This window comes from Yimella lutea (genome assembly GCF_006715095.1).
Taxonomy (GTDB): Bacteria; Actinomycetota; Actinomycetes; order Actinomycetales; family Dermatophilaceae; genus Yimella; species Yimella lutea.
The window spans coordinates 1,018,524-1,035,519 of record NZ_VFMO01000001.1; the positions used below are offsets into that span (position 1 = coordinate 1,018,524).

At 66.8% G+C, this 16,996-nt stretch carries 9 protein-coding genes; 5 read left to right on the forward strand and 4 right to left on the reverse strand.

Annotated features, from left to right (window positions below; all coding sequences use genetic code 11):
- Positions 1 to 67 precede the first annotated feature (67 nt).
- The gene (locus FB459_RS04850; protein ID WP_129626003.1) at positions 68 to 478 is read right to left on the reverse strand and encodes a GIY-YIG nuclease family protein; all 411 of its coding nucleotides are present in this window, start codon (positions 476 to 478) and stop codon (positions 68 to 70) included.
- 772 nt (positions 479 to 1,250) lie between these two features.
- On the opposite strand from FB459_RS04850, the gene FB459_RS04855 reads away from it, so the two are divergent.
- Entirely contained in the window at positions 1,251 to 4,709 is a 3,459-nt protein-coding gene (locus FB459_RS04855; protein WP_425472369.1) for an ATP-binding cassette domain-containing protein, read from the forward strand.
- A gap of 119 nt (positions 4,710 to 4,828) precedes the next feature.
- Here the strand turns inward: FB459_RS04855 and FB459_RS04860 are convergent, their stop codons facing one another.
- Positions 4,829 to 6,169 carry a hypothetical protein gene (locus FB459_RS04860; protein ID WP_141927645.1) on the reverse strand — a complete coding sequence of 447 codons (1,341 nt, stop codon included), beginning with the start codon at positions 6,167 to 6,169 and terminating at the stop codon, positions 4,829 to 4,831.
- A gap of 22 nt (positions 6,170 to 6,191) precedes the next feature.
- The gene (locus FB459_RS04865; protein WP_170221717.1) at positions 6,192 to 7,292 is read right to left on the reverse strand and encodes a peptidoglycan-binding domain-containing protein; all 1,101 of its coding nucleotides are present in this window, start codon (positions 7,290 to 7,292) and stop codon (positions 6,192 to 6,194) included.
- Between the two features lie 510 nt (positions 7,293 to 7,802).
- Between FB459_RS04865 and rpoB the strand changes: the two genes are divergently transcribed.
- Both rpoB and FB459_RS04875 read left to right on the forward strand, forming a co-directional pair.
- Complete coding sequence (gene rpoB, locus FB459_RS04870; RefSeq protein WP_141927647.1) at positions 7,803 to 11,288, forward strand: DNA-directed RNA polymerase subunit beta; 3,486 nt, start codon at positions 7,803 to 7,805, stop codon at positions 11,286 to 11,288.
- A gap of 87 nt (positions 11,289 to 11,375) precedes the next feature.
- Positions 11,376 to 15,284 carry a DNA-directed RNA polymerase subunit beta' gene (locus FB459_RS04875; RefSeq protein ID WP_141927648.1) on the forward strand — a complete coding sequence of 1,303 codons (3,909 nt, stop codon included), beginning with the start codon at positions 11,376 to 11,378 and terminating at the stop codon, positions 15,282 to 15,284.
- A gap of 128 nt (positions 15,285 to 15,412) precedes the next feature.
- Here FB459_RS04875 and FB459_RS04880 read toward each other — a convergent pair whose 3' ends face one another.
- Positions 15,413 to 16,309 carry a type IV toxin-antitoxin system AbiEi family antitoxin domain-containing protein gene (locus FB459_RS04880; RefSeq protein WP_141927649.1) on the reverse strand — a complete coding sequence of 299 codons (897 nt, stop codon included), beginning with the start codon at positions 16,307 to 16,309 and terminating at the stop codon, positions 15,413 to 15,415.
- A gap of 243 nt (positions 16,310 to 16,552) precedes the next feature.
- Here FB459_RS04880 and FB459_RS04885 point away from each other — a divergent pair, with 243 nt between their 5' ends.
- On the forward strand, positions 16,553 to 16,726 hold the full coding sequence (locus FB459_RS04885) for a plantaricin C family lantibiotic (RefSeq protein ID WP_141927650.1): 174 nt from the start codon (positions 16,553 to 16,555) through the stop codon (positions 16,724 to 16,726).
- A gap of 86 nt (positions 16,727 to 16,812) precedes the next feature.
- Entirely contained in the window at positions 16,813 to 16,968 is a 156-nt protein-coding gene (locus FB459_RS17180; RefSeq protein WP_170221719.1) for a class II lanthipeptide, LchA2/BrtA2 family, read from the forward strand.
- The last annotated feature ends 28 nt before the right edge of the window (positions 16,969 to 16,996 follow it).

Below are 16,996 nucleotides of genomic sequence, written 5' to 3' on the forward strand. Positions count from 1 at the left end.
TCACGGTGGTCGAGTAGGTGCGGAGCGTTAGCGGAGTGCCGCGATCGAGACCACTCCGCGGTGAGCGTCAACGTTCCCGCGGACGCCGCGGACGCCGTGGTCTCTTGAGCGGGTATGCCCACGGGTCGTCTGGCTCCGGCGGACGCTCGACGCGACCTTTCACCGGTCGGCCCGGATCACCGTCCGGCCGCGGTCGACGATCGGTCCGACGCGCGAGCTGCGGCAGCACCTCGTACTCGCCCCTGATCAACGCCTCGCGTTTCGCGCGTCCCCAGTTCTGCACCTGCTTCTCGAACTCGAACGCCGCCGCGATGCTGTCGAACTCGACGGCCCACACAAGCTGCACCGGACGGCGATGGCGAGTGTAGGCAGCACCGTTCGGGGAATGGTTGTGTTCCCAGATGCGCCGGTCCAGCTGCCACGTGCTTCCGCAGTAGTAGGAGCCGTCAGAGCACTCCACAATGTATGTGTACGGCATGGGGACAACTGTGCGGCTGGGGCTCCTGCGGGGCCAGCTTCGTTTACGCAGTTGTGGATGACGCGCTGGTGAGGGAGGCGCTGTGGACAGCCGTCGTGGGATGTGGTCTCGATCGCGGCACTCCGCTAACGCTCCGCACCTACTCGACCGCCGTTGGGGATGTGGTCTCGATCGCGGCACTCCGCTAACGCTCCGCACCTACTCGACCACCGTTGGGTGTGTGGTCTCGATCGCGGCACTCCGCTAACGCTCCGCACCTACTCGACCACCGTTGGGTGTGTGGTCTCGATGGCGGCACTCCGCTAACGCTCCGCACCTACTCGACCACCGTTGGGGATGTGATCTCGATCGCGCGCGGTCGCTGGCGCTCCGCACCTACTTGACCACCGTTGGGTGTGTGGTCTCGATGGCGGCACTCCGCTAACGCTCCGCACCTACTCGACCACCGTTGGGGATGTGATCTCGATCGCGCGCGGTCGCTGGCGCTCCGCACCTACTTGACCACCGTTGGGTGTGTGATCTCGATCGCGCGCGGTCGCTAGCGCTCCGCACCTACTCGACCACCGTTGGGTGTGCGATTTCCGTCCCTTCGACACGACGCTCGTACCTCGCATCGGCTCAGACAAGGCGCGAGAGTCCGCTGACGCTCCGCACCTACTCGACGGGGCCGAAAATGATTCGCTCCTTGACAGTGGTCGGGCATAGCCTGAACCACGCCATGACGACAACCCTGACGCCGACGAAGATCCAAGAGTCTGCCGCTGCCGAGACGATGAAATCACCGGAGCGCCAGGTGAATTGGCGTCGCCTGAAGCACCCGCTGACCGTGGTGGCAATCATTGCGCTCACGATCGCAGCGCTGGGAGCGACCGCCGGCACGGTCGTCGCTGGGCGATTGGCGCAAAGCCCGACCGCATCCCTGGTCTGGTGGCTTGCTGCATGCGTCATCGGCGGGGCGGTTCTCGACACCGCCGGACGCATCCTGTGGGCGACCGTCGTCGACCGCGCCGAGGGCAAACTGCGTGACGACCTGCTGGACGCAGCCCTCCACCAACCGCTGGAGGCACTGTCCGAGCAGGCGGTGGGCGAGGTGCTCGACCGCGTCGACGACGACACCCACGAGGTCGGCTCACTCGTCCGGATGCAGGTCTGGATGGTGCTGCGCGCGGTGCTCTCGCTCATCCCGATGTGGCTGGTGGCCGGTTTCACCTGGTGGCCGGCCTGGCTGCTGTTCCCGGTCTTCGCCGGGCTGACGCTGCTGGTGATGCGTCCGCTGATGGGCCAGATCGCCGAGCGCAAGGTGGTCGAGGAAGCCGCCTGGACCGACCACGCCGCCGCCCTCGAGGAGGGCATCGCCGGACGCGACGACCTGCGCACCAGCCTCGGCCAGTCGTTCGCGATCCGCCGGCTCGCGCAGCTGTCGTCCAGGGTCCACGAACTCTTCTACAACGTCATCCTGCTCGAACGTCGCATCACGCTGCGCGCCGTCCTGCTGTTGCACGGTTTGCTGGCGATCATCGCGGTCGCCGGTGTCTTGCTCGCCGACCGCGGATCTTTGTCGGTCGCGCAGATCGTGACGCTGTTCCTGATCACCAGCACCTTCGTGGGCGTCATCGGCAACGTCGCTCAGCAACTTCCCGACCTGCAGGCGGGCATGGGTGCCGTGATCCGTCTGCGTCAGATGCTCGCCGTCGCGCCCGAACCGACCGGCGGTCTGCACCTCGGCGACCAGACCCCCGACCTCGACTTCCGCGACCTGCACTTCTCCTACACCGAGGGCAAGTTCGCGCTCGAGGGCATCGACATCCACGTTCCCGCCGGCCAGACGCTCGCGCTCGTCGGACGCACCGGATCGGGCAAGTCGACGCTCGCGTCTCTGGTCTCCCGTGCCGTCGAACCCGAACGTGGCTCGGTGCTCATCGGGGGAATCGACGTGCTCGACCTCGACCTGCATGCATTGCGCCGCCAGGTCGGCGTCGTCACCCAACGCACCGAGATCATCGCCGGCACTCTGGCCGAGAACATTACGCTCTTCGCCGACAACCCGCGCACCCAGGTCGAGGCCGTCGTCGACGAACTCGGCCTCACCGACTGGGTCGCCGGTCTGGACGACGGACTCGACACGCTCCTCGGTCCGGGCGGCACGCTGCTCTCGGCCGGTGAGGAACAGCTGGTTGCGTTCGCACGACTGCTGATCCGCGACGTCCACGTCGTCGTGCTCGACGAGGCCACCGCTCGCATGGACCCGCTCACCGAGTCCCGGGTCGTCGCCGCGTCCGATCGCCTGTTGCACGGACGTACCGGAATCCTTGTCGCACACCGCCTTTCGACGATCGAGCGCGCCGACCTCGTGGCGGTCCTCGACCGTGGACGGGTCGCGCAGTTCGGCAGTCGCAGCGAGTTGGCGTCGTCCGAGGGACGCTTCCGCGACCTGCTCACGGCGGCCGACCTCGGGGACGGTGGGGCAGAGCCTGAGATCGTCGACGAAGTGACCACGGTGGGCGGTCAGCGCCGTCGCACCGACCCGCCGGTGCGTCCCGACACCGGCAACGGCCCGAGCCTGGCGAAGGGCATCTGGTCGGCACTATGGGTGCGTCCGCGCTGGGGCATGCTCTCGGTCGGACTCTTCCTGATCTTCTCCCTGACCGGCGCGGTCGGCGCGGTCACCGGATACACCTGGGGCCAGACGATCGAGCGGCTGCAGGACGGTTCGCTGTCCTGGCCGTGGTTGGTCGCAGTGGTCGCCAGCGTGATGATCGGGCCGATCATGCTCGCCGAGGCGATTTCGCGGTACCCGCGCTGGTGGGTCGAGGTGCTGCTGCGGGTGCGGATGGCCGTGCTCGTCGGCCAGACCGCGCAGCGCCGACTGCACAAGGACCCCGCCGGCGAGGTCGTGGCCCGTGCGATGGACGCCGACCGCTACGCGCGCTACGCCGACCGCTGGGTCGACTTCTGCAACGGCTTGGCGATCGCGCTGTTCACCGCGGTTGCCGCAAGTACCCCGTTGGCCGGACTCGTCCTCGCCGCCGTGATGCTCTCGGCCGCGCTCGCGTCGGCAGTGGGACGCCCGATCGCCGGACGCTCGGCGACCCAGGCGTCCGCCGCCCGAGCCCGTTTCGGCCGTGCGCTGGTATCGACGCTGGAGTCGGCGCGCACTGTCAAACTCGCCGGCCGCACCCCCGAACTGCACCGCCACCTGCGCAAGGTCGACGCCGGACGGGTGGATGCTGCCGTCCGCGAACACCGAGTGCAGTCCTTCCTGGACGGCGTCCCGATGGTGATGGTGCAGACCGGTGCCGTCGTCGCGTGGGCCGCAGTGCTCTGGGACGTCTGGGGTCTGGCGACGGCGCTGCTCGTGGTCAACGCGGTCAACGGTTTCGACTGGTTCGGACGCGTCGCCGGTGCCGTGGTCACCGAGGCGCCGGGCACGCGTTCATGGCAGACCGCCACCAGTCGGATGGCAGGCGGCCAGGACCTGATGCGCCTTCCCGACGGCGTCGACCTGCTTACAGGGCAGGCGCCGCAGGCTCCGGTTGCTCCGCGAACTGCGTTGCAGGAGCTGGGGGTTCACGGCCTCACCGCGATTCACGAGGACGGCACGGTCGGCGTCGAGGATGTGCAGCTCGACATCCGACGCGGCGAACTGGTGCTGCTGCTCGGCCAGGTCGGTTCGGGCAAGTCGAGTCTGCTGCGTGCGCTCGCCGGCCTGATCGACTACGACGGCTCGCTCACCTGGAACGGCGAGGAGATCGACGACGCCGAGGTGTTCATGCGTCCGGGGCAGGTGGCGTACGTCGCGCAGGTGCCGCGCGTCCTGTCGGGCACCTTCGCCGACAACGTCCAGCTCGGATTCACCCGGGCGTTCGATCAGCCGGTCGCCGACGCCCGTCTGACTCCTGACGTCGAGACCGCCGGTGGACCGAACGCATTGGTCGGGCACCGCGGAGTTCGCCTGTCCGGTGGGCAGGTTCAGCGCCTCGCACTGGCCCGGGCGCTCGCCGCGGACGCCGAACTGCTGCTGGCCGACGACGTCTCCAGCGCGCTCGACGCCACCACCGAGATCGAGTTGTGGAAGGCGCTGCGTGATCGTTCGGCGACCGTCGTAGGAGCCACTTCGAAGCGGGCCGCGTTGGCCCAGGCCGACCGCGTCGTGGTCCTGGTCGACGGGCGCGTCGCCGCCGACGGTCGGTGGCGCGACCTCGCGGACGACTGGGGCCACCTGGCCGGCTGACCACAACTGGCGATCCAGCTCGCTTCTTGACTTCCCGATCGCAACTGGTGCCGCCGGCGCTGCCAGTTGCGATCTGGGTGTCCAGTTGCAGTCCGGATGGCCAGTCGTCGTCCGGACCGCTAGCGCGAACCGACGTACCTCCACGAACGCTTCGCCATGGCGGCACCCGCAGCGGGGGAGGCCTCGAAGCGGCCGGAGATATCGAACAGCACATGGGCCGCGGCGCCCGACCCGTTGTGGACACCCAGCAGGTTGTTCTGCGCGGTTGTCGGGTCGTACCCGAGGACGACGGCAGCGCCGGAGGCACGGTTCTGCCCGGCCATGGTGTTGGTGGTCGAAGCGATCGGCCGCGGAAGCCCCCCGCTCCAGAACAACGAGTGCCCCGAGGACGATCCGGCGATCATCGTCGCGTTGCCGACCATCGCCCAGGTGTTCGCGGTGCGCGCGTTCGCCGCTGACGGCACGGCGATCGAAAGCGTCGACCGCGCCTTCAACGCGCTGGTTCTGCGGGTGTCGAGGAATCGCCACGGCGTGATCGGACGGTAGGTGGCGGCGTTGAATCGTCCCGCGTCCCCGACCGAATCGATGACGATGTGGGTCGGGCCACCGGTGGCACGGACGGTGAACTCGAAGACGCCGGCCGCGACCTTGCGTACCGGCACGGCGACGAACGAGGCGATGTTCTCGCCCCGACGGAAGTTCAGCACGGATGTGGGCGGCGGCGTGGTCGTCCGGCCGTCCCAGGCCTGCAGGTAGCCGTTGCCGGTGGGCGAGGCTGCGGTCATCTGCACGAGGGCGGTGTTGATGTCGGCGTCCGAGAACGGCGTCTCGAAGCGAATCGCTCGTGTCCTGTCGCCACCGAGCGGCCCGTCACCGTTGAAACGGGAGTCGTAGAACCGCGCCGGGTCGGTGATGTCGACCTGGGAGGTGACCACATCGGCCGGCAATGTGGCGCCGCTGGTGAACCAGCCGACGACGTCCAGGATCACGTTGCTCGACCCGGCACCCTCGGTGACGTCGAGCGTTCCGTCGGCTGCAACGGGCACGATCGTCGTGTTCGCCAGTTGATGGTTGTCGGCGGGGAAGTTCACCGTCGACACCGCAGGAGACCGACCGGTGTTCTTTTGCTGCGTCGTGACGTAACCGGCAGCCGAGGTGTTGGCGACGGTCGTCGTGACCATCACGGCCGACACCTGGTCGGGCGCCACGGTGGCGCCGGACGCGGTTCGAAGGCGGGAGACGACGTCGACGGTGCGCGATTCGTCGGTCCGCATCGGTCGCGCCTCACCGGCCGCCAATGACGCGGAGCGGGTGTCGAACACACGGGTCGGGGAGGGCAGGGGGACGTACTCACCCGGTGTGGCAGCCGCCCGAGCGGCAGGGGCGGCAACGCCACCCGACAGGGCGAGGGCAGCGGTGCAGGCGACGGCGGAGCAGAACCGAGCGGGGCTGAGCTTCATGGCAATCCTGACGTGGTGTCGATCAGTTGATGACGACGCTGTTGCGGTCCGGCGGCTGCACACGGGGGTGCCCGACCCGGTATCCGGGGTTCGTGGATGCGTACAGCCGAAGACCGGCCTCGGTGATGCGTCGCGCGTAGGCGTTGGAGCCGGACAGGTAGGGGTCGACGACGACGAAATCGCCGTTCGATGCGGTGCCGAGCACAGCGATCCAGTGCGATGCGTCGCCGGAGAAGGTCGTTCTCCACCATGGCAGCTGCCTGATGTTCCCGCCGCATATCGTCGCGCGTCCGGCCCGGCCGAGGGAGATGGTATCGGCGATCCCGCCTTGGCGCCCGGTGAGGCCGTAGGTGGCGAAGCCTCTGAGCAGTTCCCAGTATTCGGTGCCGATCTTGTTCCGGTCGGTGACCCCGGCCACGGCGTCCAGAGTGCAGGAGCGCCGGAAATCATCGATCGCGGCGCCGGCACCGGCAGTCGTGTAAGCCCAATTGCGCGGAAGTTTTCCACGGGACGCCAGAATCGCGACCGCGCTCGCGGGCCCGCAGTTGGTGCCTTTCACCGACGAGGAAAATTGACTCACCGGGTAGAGCCCCCCGATTCTCGGGGCGCCGAAGAGTCTGGTCCAGATGACGGCATCAGGGTTGGACTGTGTGTGGCCGTAACCGGCCGAGACGCGGAAGTTGCCGAGATCGAGCATCGTCTGCGCGAACGCGAGCGACGATCCGGTCAGGTAGGGCGTCGCGTCCGCGCCGGTGGAGAAGACGTACCCGTGCTTGTGCAACAGCACCTTGAGGGCGCCGGCGTGCCACGAGGTGGTGTCAACCGCGACCGTGCGTCGCGATGCGAGGAAACGGACGGTTGCTTCGTCGCCGAGGCCGGTGACAGGCAAGCCGTTTCGCCGCTGGAACGTGCGGACGAAGTCATAGAAGGTGCGTGTGTACGTGGTGTCCACCGCGGTGCGCCAACCCAGCCCGTTCAGCAGCAACTTGAACGCCCGGATGTTCCTGGGATCAGACGTGGAGGTGACAGCGGCGAACGTGGCGGCGGACGAAGCCTGCACCGAGGTGCCGAACAGGATGCCGGCGCCGGCGGAACCGAGTACGAAGCGACGAGAAACGGTCATGACAAACCCTTTGGACGTGACGATGCACCTACCGCCTGCGCGGACCCCGCGGTGCTCCGGCCAACGCAAGGGTAGTCGAACGGTTGTCATGGTCGAGCCCGCTTCTGACATCCGAATCGCAACTGGTGCCGCCGGCGCTGCCAGTTGCGATCTCGAAGGGCAGCCGCGGTCCGCACACCGCCAGAAGCGACCACCTGCGACACGCGCATCGAAAGCTCTTGACCCCGGCACCCACCCCGGTGCACCCTTTTCGCAGTTGAATGTCGCCCGGGGTAGGGGGTCTTGTGCCCGCGGTTGGACATTTCCGCATGGCGTGTCTATAGTTGACCTTTGCGCTGCCCTCTTCAGCAACCCATTTTCGATCCGGCGACAACATTCGGCCGATCTCCGCTCCACGGCGGGACGATCTCCGATTTGCGAAGCCGCGGTTGTCCTGCCCACCGGTAGGGATGGATTCGCCGCTTGAGTGTGGCCACAAACCGCCCGTCCCGGCCTGTGGAAGGACCCTCCTTGGCTGCCTCGCGTACTGCGACCCAATCTCTGTCCTCGGCGAAGACGGCTTCGGGCCGTCTCTCGTTCGCGAAAATTCGCGAACCCCTGGAAATGCCCGACCTGCTCGCTCCTCAGACGGAGAGCTTCGACTGGCTGCTCGGCAACGAGCGCTGGCAGGAGCGTGTCGCCGAGGCGAAGGCTGCCGGGCGCGATGACCTGAACGAGCGCTCCGGCCTGGAGGAGATCTTCGAGGAGATCTCCCCGATCGAGGACTTCGCGGAGACCATGAGCCTCTCCTTCCGCGATCACCGCTTCGAAGAGGTCAAGTACTCCATCGAGGAGTGCAAAGAGCGCGACATGACCTACTCGGCGCCGTTGTTCGTCACCGCCGAGTTCATGAACCACAACACCGGTGAGATCAAGAGCCAGACCGTGTTCATGGGCGACTTCCCGCTCATGACCGACCGCGGCACCTTCGTCATCAACGGCACCGAGCGCGTCGTCGTCTCCCAGCTCGTCCGTAGCCCGGGTGTCTACTTCGAGCGTTCGATCGACAAGACGTCCGACAAGGACATCTACACCGCGAAGATCATCCCCAGCCGCGGCGCGTGGCTGGAGTTCGAGATCGACAAGCGCGACATGGTGGGCGTTCGCGTCGACCGCAAGCGCAAGCAGTCGGTCACCGTGCTGCTGAAGGCCCTGGGCCTTTCCGAGGCGCAGATCCTCGAGCACTTCGGCGAGTACGACTCGATCCGCCAGACCCTGGAGAAGGACAACACCACCACCCAGGACGAAGCGCTGATCGACATCTACCGCAAGCTGCGTCCGGGCGAACCGCCCACCAAGGAAGCCGCGCAGAACCTGCTGAACGGTCTGTACTTCAACGGCAAGCGCTACGACATGGCCAAGGTCGGTCGGTACAAGGTCAACAAGAAGCTGGGCCTGGAGGCTCCGCTGTCGGACTCGACCCTTGCCGTCGACGACATCGTCGCGACGATCAAGTACCTGGTCGCGCTGCACGCCGGCCAGACCACGTTGCCGGGTCGTCGTGACGGTCAGGACGTGTCGATCCGCGTCGAGACCGACGACATCGACCACTTCGGAAACCGTCGCCTGCGCAACGTGGGTGAGCTGATCCAGAACCAGGTCCGCACCGGCCTGTCGCGCATGGAGCGTGTCGTGCGTGAGCGCATGACCACCCAGGACGTCGAAGCCATCACGCCGCAGACGCTGATCAACATCCGGCCCGTCGTCGCCTCCATCAAGGAGTTCTTCGGCACCAGCCAGCTGTCGCAGTTCATGGACCAGAACAACCCCCTCGCCGGCCTGACGCACAAGCGTCGTCTGTCGGCGCTCGGCCCGGGTGGTCTGTCCCGTGACCGCGCCGGCATGGAGGTTCGTGACGTCCACCCCTCGCACTACGGACGTATGTGCCCGATCGAGACGCCGGAAGGCCCGAACATCGGCCTGATCGGTTCGCTCGCGAGCTTCGGACGCATCAACCCGTTCGGTTTCGTCGAGACGCCCTACCGCAAGGTCGAGAACGGCCTGGTCAGCGACGAGGTGCACTACCTCTCTGCTGACGAGGAGGACGAGTTCGTCATCGCGCAGGCCAACGCGCCGCTGACCGACGACAACCACTTCGTCGAGGACCGCGTCCTGGTGCGCGCCAAGGGCGGAGAGGCCACCGACGTCCCGCGTGAAGACGTGGACTACATGGACGTCTCCCCGCGCCAGATGGTGTCGGCGTCCACCGCGCTGATCCCGTTCCTGGAGCACGACGACGCATCGCGCGCGCTGATGGGTGCCGCCATGCAGCGTCAGGCCGTGCCGCTGGTGCGCGCCGAGGCTCCGCTGGTCGGTACCGGCATGGAGTACCGCGCCGCCCTCGACTCGGGCGACGTCGTCCGCGCCGAGAAGGCCGGTGTGGTGCAGGAGGTCTCGGCCGACCTGGTCACCGTCGCTAACGACGATGCGACCTACACCACCTACCGCATCGCCAAGTTCGACCGTTCGAACGCCGGCACCTGTTACAACCAGCGTGTGCTGGTCGACACCGGTGACCGCGTCGAGGTCGGCGGCGTGCTGGCCGACGGACCGTCGACCGACGGTGGCGAGATGGCCCTCGGAAAGAACCTGCTCGTGGCATTCATGCCGTGGGAGGGCTACAACTTCGAGGACGCCATCATCCTGAGCCAGCGTCTGGTGCAGGACGACGTTCTCTCCTCGATCCACATCGAGGAGCACGAGATCGACGCCCGCGACACCAAGCTGGGTCCGGAGGAGATCACCCGCGACATCCCGAACGTGTCCGAGGAGGTGCTGGCCGACCTCGACGAGCGCGGAATCATCCGTATCGGTGCCGAGGTTCGCGACGGCGACCTGCTCGTCGGCAAGGTCACGCCCAAGGGTGAGACCGAGCTGACCCCGGAGGAGCGCCTGCTGCGCGCCATCTTCGGTGAGAAGGCGCGTGAGGTCCGCGACACCTCGATGAAGGTGCCGCACGGTGAGACCGGCACGGTCATCGGCGTCAAGGTGTTCGACCGCGAAGAAGGCGACGAACTTCCCCCGGGCGTCAACCAGTTGGTGCGTGTCTACGTGGCCAACAAGCGCAAGATCACCGACGGTGACAAGCTCGCCGGCCGCCACGGAAACAAGGGTGTCATCGCCCGCATCCTGCCGATCGAGGACATGCCGTTCCTTGAGGACGGGACGCCGGTCGACGTCATCCTGAACCCGCACGGTGTGCCGCGTCGTATGAACCTGGGTCAGATCCTGGAGTTGCACCTGGGCTGGGCAGCCAGCCGCGGGTGGAACATCGAGGGCGAGCCGGAGTGGGCCGCACAGCTGCCGAAGGACGCCCACGAGGCGCCCGCCGGCTCGCGCGTCGCGACCCCCGTGTTCGACGGTGCGTCCGAGGCCGCGATCACCGGCCTGCTCGAGTCGACCAACAAGACCCGCGACGGTCAGCAGTTGGTCGAGAGCAGCGGCAAGGCGCGTCTGTTCGACGGCCGCTCGGGTGAGCCGTTCCCGGAGCCGATCTCGGTCGGTTACATGTACATCCTGAAGCTGCACCACCTGGTCGACGACAAGATCCACGCCCGTTCGACCGGTCCGTACTCGATGATCACCCAGCAGCCGCTCGGTGGTAAGGCGCAGTTCGGTGGTCAGCGATTCGGTGAGATGGAGGTGTGGGCCCTGGAGGCGTACGGCGCCGCCTACGCACTGCAGGAACTGCTCACCATCAAGTCCGACGACGTCACCGGCCGCGTGAAGGTCTACGAGGCGATCGTCAAGGGCGAGAACATCCCCGAGCCGGGTATTCCGGAGTCGTTCAAGGTGCTCATCAAGGAGATGCAGTCCCTCTGCCTGAACGTCGAGGTGCTGTCCAGCGACGGCCAGACCATCGACCTTCGGGACGCGGACCAGGAAGTCTTCCGGGCCGCCGAGGAACTCGGCATCGACCTGTCCCGTCGCGAGCCGAGCTCGGTCGACGAAGTCTGATCCGGACGCGGGGGCGCACCACGCGCCCCCGCACTCCGCGATCACTGAGACAAAACTTCCAGAAAGAACGAAAGAAGGAAGCACCAAGTGCTGGACGTCAACTTCTTCGACGAGCTTCGTATCGGCCAGGCAACGGCCGAAGACATCCGCCAGTGGAGCCACGGCGAGGTCAAGAAGCCCGAGACCATCAACTACCGCACCCTCAAGCCCGAGAAGGACGGCCTCTTCTGCGAGAAGATCTTCGGCCCGACTCGCGACTGGGAGTGCTACTGCGGCAAGTACAAGCGGGTCCGCTTCAAGGGCATCATCTGTGAGCGCTGCGGCGTCGAGGTGACCCGTTCGGCCGTGCGTCGTGAGCGCATGGGCCACATCGAGCTCGCCGCCCCGGTGACGCACATCTGGTACTTCAAGGGTGTTCCGTCGCGTCTGGGCTACCTGCTCGACCTCGCCCCGAAGGACCTGGAGAAGGTCATCTACTTCGCGGCCTACATGATCACCTCCGTCGACACCGACCAGCGCCACAAGGACCTCCCGTCCTTGGAGGCTCAGATCGAGGTCGAGAAGAAGGAGATCGAGAACCGCCGCGACGGCGACATCAACACCCGCGCCACCAAGCTCGAGGGCGACCTCGCGGAGCTGGAGAAGGAAGGCGCGAAGGCCGACGTCCGTCGCAAGACCCGTGAGTCCGCCGAGCGTGAGATGACGCAGATCCGCAAGCGTGCGGACCAGCAGATCGAGCGCCTCGACCAGGTCTGGGACCGTTTCAAGAACCTCAAGGTCCAGGACCTCGAGGGTGACGAGACGCTGTACCGCGAGATGCGTGACCGTTTCGGTCTGTACTTCGAGGGCGGCATGGGTGCGGCTGCACTGCAGAAGCGCCTGGAGTCCTTCGACCTCGAGGCCGAGGCCGAGTCGCTGCGCGAGACCATCGCCACCGGTAAGGGTCAGCGCAAGACCCGTGCGCTGAAGCGTCTGCGCGTCGTCACCGCTTTCCAGCAGACGACCAACAGCCCCGCATCAATGGTGTTGGACGCCGTCCCGGTCATCCCGCCGGACCTGCGTCCGATGGTGCAGTTGGACGGTGGCCGTTTCGCGACCTCCGACCTCAACGACCTGTACCGCCGCGTGATCAACCGCAACAACCGACTCAAGCGTCTGCTCGACCTCGGTGCGCCGGAGATCATCGTCAACAACGAGAAGCGCATGCTTCAGGAGGCCGTCGACAGCCTCTTCGACAACGGCCGCCGTGGTCGCCCGGTCACGGGCCCCGGCAACCGTCCGCTGAAGTCGCTGTCCGACATGCTCAAGGGCAAGCAGGGTCGCTTCCGTCAGAACCTGCTCGGTAAGCGCGTCGACTACTCCGGCCGTTCGGTCATCGTGGTCGGTCCGCAGCTGAAGCTGCACCAGTGCGGTCTGCCCAAGCAGATGGCGCTGGAGCTGTTCAAGCCGTTCGTGATGAAGCGTCTGGTCGATCTCGACCTCGCGCAGAACATCAAGTCGGCCAAGCGCATGGTGGAGCGTCAGCGCTCGCAGGTGTGGGACGTCCTCGAAGAGGTCATCACCGAGCACCCGGTGCTGCTGAACCGTGCACCCACTTTGCACCGTCTGGGCATCCAGGCCTTCGAGCCGCAGCTGGTCGAGGGCAAGGCCGTCCAGATCCACCCGCTGGTCTGCACCGCGTTCAACGCCGACTTCGACGGTGACCAGATGGCCGTTCACGTGCCGCTGTCCGCCGAGGCGCAGGCCGAGGCACGCATCCTGATGCTGTCGAGCAACAACGTCCTGAAGCCGGCCGACGGCCGCCCGGTCACCATGCCGAGCCAGGACATGATCACCGGCATCTACTTCCTGACGTCCGAGGACGGCGAAATCGCTGCCGAGGGTGGGGAAGCCGGTGAGCTGCGCACTTTCTCGACTGCGGCCGAGGCCCGCATGGCCTACGACTTGGGCGAGATCAAGCTCGGTTCGCTGGTCAGCATCCGCCTGTTCGACCAGGTGCCGCCGGAAGGTTTCGACCTGCCGGAGGGCTTCGAGGTCGACGAGCTGGGCCGCGCGTCCGGCTACAAGCTGGCCACGACCCTCGGCCGTGTGCTCTTCAACGAGACGCTTCCGGAGGACTACCCCTTCCTGAACCGTGCGATCGACAAGAAGGGCCTCGGTGCGGTCATCAACGACCTCGCCGAGCGTTACCCCAAGGGTCAGGTCGCCGCGTCGCTGGACGCACTCAAGGACGCCGGGTTCTACTTCGCGACCCGCTCGGGATGCACCGTCGCCATCGGTGACGTGCAGACCCCGAGCAACAAGAAGGAGATCCTGGCCGGCTACGACGTGCGTGCGGCGAAGATCCAGGGTCAGTACGACCGTGGTCTGATCACCGACCAGGAGCGTCGTGACGAGCTGACCGACATCTGGCGCCAGGGTGCCGACGAGGTCGCGCAGGAGATGCAGGCCAACTTCGACCCGAAGAACCCGATCTACCGCATGGTGGCCTCGGGCGCGGGTGGTAACTGGTTCCAGATCCGTCAGATCGCCGGTGCGCGAGGCCTGATGGTGAGCCCGCGTGGTGACATCATCCCGCGTCCGATCAAGTCCAACTTCCGTGAGGGCTTGTCGGTGCTGGAGTTCTTCATCTCCACGCACGGTACGCGTAAGGGTCTGGCCGACACCGCGCTTCGTACGGCCGACTCGGGTTACCTGACCCGTCGTCTGGTGGACGTGTCGCAGGACGTCATCATCCGCGAGTCCGACTGTGGCACTGACCGCGGTCTGGTCATGCCGATCGCCCAGCGCAACGCGTCCGGCGAGCTCGTCGAGCACGACCACGTGGAGTCCTCGGTGTACGCCCGCAACCTCGCGGTCGACGTCGAGGTGGGGGGAGACGTCCTGGCGAAGGCCGGCTCCGACCTCGGTGACGTCAACCTCGACAAGTTGATCGCGGCCGGCGTCGAAGAGGTCAAGGTCCGCTCGGTGCTCACCTGTGAGTCCCGCGTCGGTACCTGCGCCATGTGCTACGGACGTTCGCTGGCGACCGGCAAGCTGGTCGACATCGGTGAGGCCGTCGGCATCATCGCCGCCCAGTCCATCGGTGAGCCGGGCACGCAGCTGACGATGCGTACCTTCCACACCGGTGGTGCGGCTGCGGCCGACGACATCACGCAGGGTCTGCCCCGTGTGGTCGAGCTGTTCGAGGCGCGCACCCCCAAGGGTGTCGCCCCGATCGCCGAGGCTGCCGGACGCGTCGAGATCAAGGACGACGACAAGTCCCGCACGATCGTGCTCACCCCGGACGACGGTGGCGAGGAGCAGACCTACCCGGTCAGCAAGCGCGCCCAGTTGCTCGTCGAGGACGGTCAGCACGTCGAGGTCGGCGCGCTGCTGGTCAAGGGTGCGATCGACCCCAAGCAGGTGCTGCGTATCCAGGGCGCGCGCGAGGTGCAGAAGCACCTCGTCGACGAGGTCCAGGGTGTGTACCGCCAGCAGGGTGTGTCGATCCACGACAAGCACATCGAGGTCATCGTGCGCCAGATGCTGCGTCGCGTGACGATCATCGAGGCCGGCGACACCGACCTGCTCCCGGGTGAGCTGGCCGAGCGTGGTCGCTTCGAGGACTCCTCGCGCAAGGCGGTCGCCGAAGGCGGACGTCCGGCGTCGGGTCGTCCCGAGCTCATGGGTATCACCAAGGCGTCGCTGGCCACCGAGTCGTGGCTGTCGGCGGCGTCCTTCCAGGAGACCACCCGCGTGCTCACCGAGGCCGCCATGCACGGTCGTCGCGACCCGCTGCTGGGCCTGAAGGAGAACGTCATCCTCGGTAAGCTCATCCCGGCCGGAACGGGCCTGCCCCGTTACCGCAACCTGTCGGTCGAGCCCACCGAAGAGGCCAAGGCTGCGCTGTACGCCCTGCCGGACTACCAGCCGTACGACTACCCGGTCTTCGGCCCGGGCAGTGGCGAGGCCATCCGCCTCGACGACGAAGCCCTCGGCTTCTCCGACAGCTGACCCACGGTGCTCGAGTAGGCCCCGGTTCCTCGTGGACCGGGGCCTTTCGGCGTCCCTCGACGTCGAGGTGACGCCAAGTGCACGAGGGCACTCCGTATACGGAGTGCCCTCGTGCACTTCGAGTGCCCTCACGCGATCCACTGCTGACCCGGACGCGGACGTACGCCCTTGTCGGCCAGGATCCGCAGCATCGGACCCTCCGCGTACGCGTCGTCCCAGCACCATCTGGCCAGGTCTGTCACTCGGCGGATCCGGTCCTCGCGCTGCTTCTCGCGCCACACGGCCGCGGACGGGTCGTCGGTCAGGTCCGCGCCGTACTTCATCTTCCCGTCGCACTCGCCCAGCAGACCGTCCCAGCCGAAGTCGCAGCGTCCGATGAACCCGCGGCCGTCGCGCACGACGACCTGGAGCTCGGGACGGGGGAGCCTGGCCTGGAACATCACCGCGCGGCTCATCGACTCAAGCGGGGACTCCGCCCTTTCGTCGGCGAGCTGGGCGACGAGCAGCGCAGTCTGCTTGCCGCGGACGCCGGTCGGGAGCTCGCTCACTGCCTGCCGTAGGGCCTCGATGGCGAACATCTTCTTCCGCAGCGCTGCGTCCGCGGTGGCGAGCGCACTGCGCAGCGATGTGCACCGGGCCAGGTCGACGACCGTACGCAACGGATCGGTCACGCGAATACCGTTGATCTGCACAGGGGTCGGAAGTTCCTTGACCCGGTGAAAGCGCTGGACGTGTTGAGAGGTGCGGCCGCGTCCGGCGACCATCACGTCGACGCGGTTCGGCCACCTGCCGATGGTCGGCAGGCCGTGCAGCGCTGCCGCAGACCAGTGTGAGACGAGCCGATCCTCCGCCCACTTCGGGACGCCGGCGTGTACCAGCAGTGCGTGCCGCTCACCGGCGTCCAGCGCTTCCCACTCGGATGCCGGGTAGAACGCCCCGTGCCGCACCTGCGTCCACGCGTCCTGGTCGAGCGCTTCAGCGCGCAGCGTGCGTGGTCCGGTGAACTGCAGGAGGGCGGGGTTCATGGCGTCAGCGTGCTCCATCTCGGGCGAACGCGCAGGCGGCGCTGTGGACAACCTGGACGATCTTCACCGGGTCGCGCCATACGGAGCTGCTTCGCGAGCGCCGGACGTATGACACCTGTCACCACCATCAGGTGTCTTTCGGCCCTGCCGAGTGCGCTGCGGCCGAAGCAACGATGGGTATGGCTCGAGCGAAAGAGCTCGGCCCGGAAGCAGAAGGCTTCCGCCCATCAGAAGGAGAGCCAGATGAACAACTCCCAGGACACCAGCCTCGACTGGATCGAGGAGATCAGCGAGCAGTCGTTCGATGCGCAGGCGTTCGGTGCGTGCACGACGAACACCTTCTCGCTGAGCGACCACTACGGCAACACCGGCAACTGGTGCACCGCGACCGTCGAGTGCATGGGCTGGTGCAACTGATCCGTAGCTGAGGCTGCGGACTCGTCATCCGAAACACGCCGCCGGCCGACCGGTCCGGCGGAGAACAGATCGAAAGGAACAAGAAGATGCACGACGACCTCGAACTCGGCCGCTACAGCGACGAGGAACTGTTCGAACTCGCCGAAGGGGATGTCCACGGCGGCACCACCTGGTCCTGCGCGATCACCACGCTCATCTCGTCGCAGACCTGCCCGACCACGGCATGCACGGACAGCTGCTGAGCAGCGTGAACCCCTGAGTGTGTCGGTG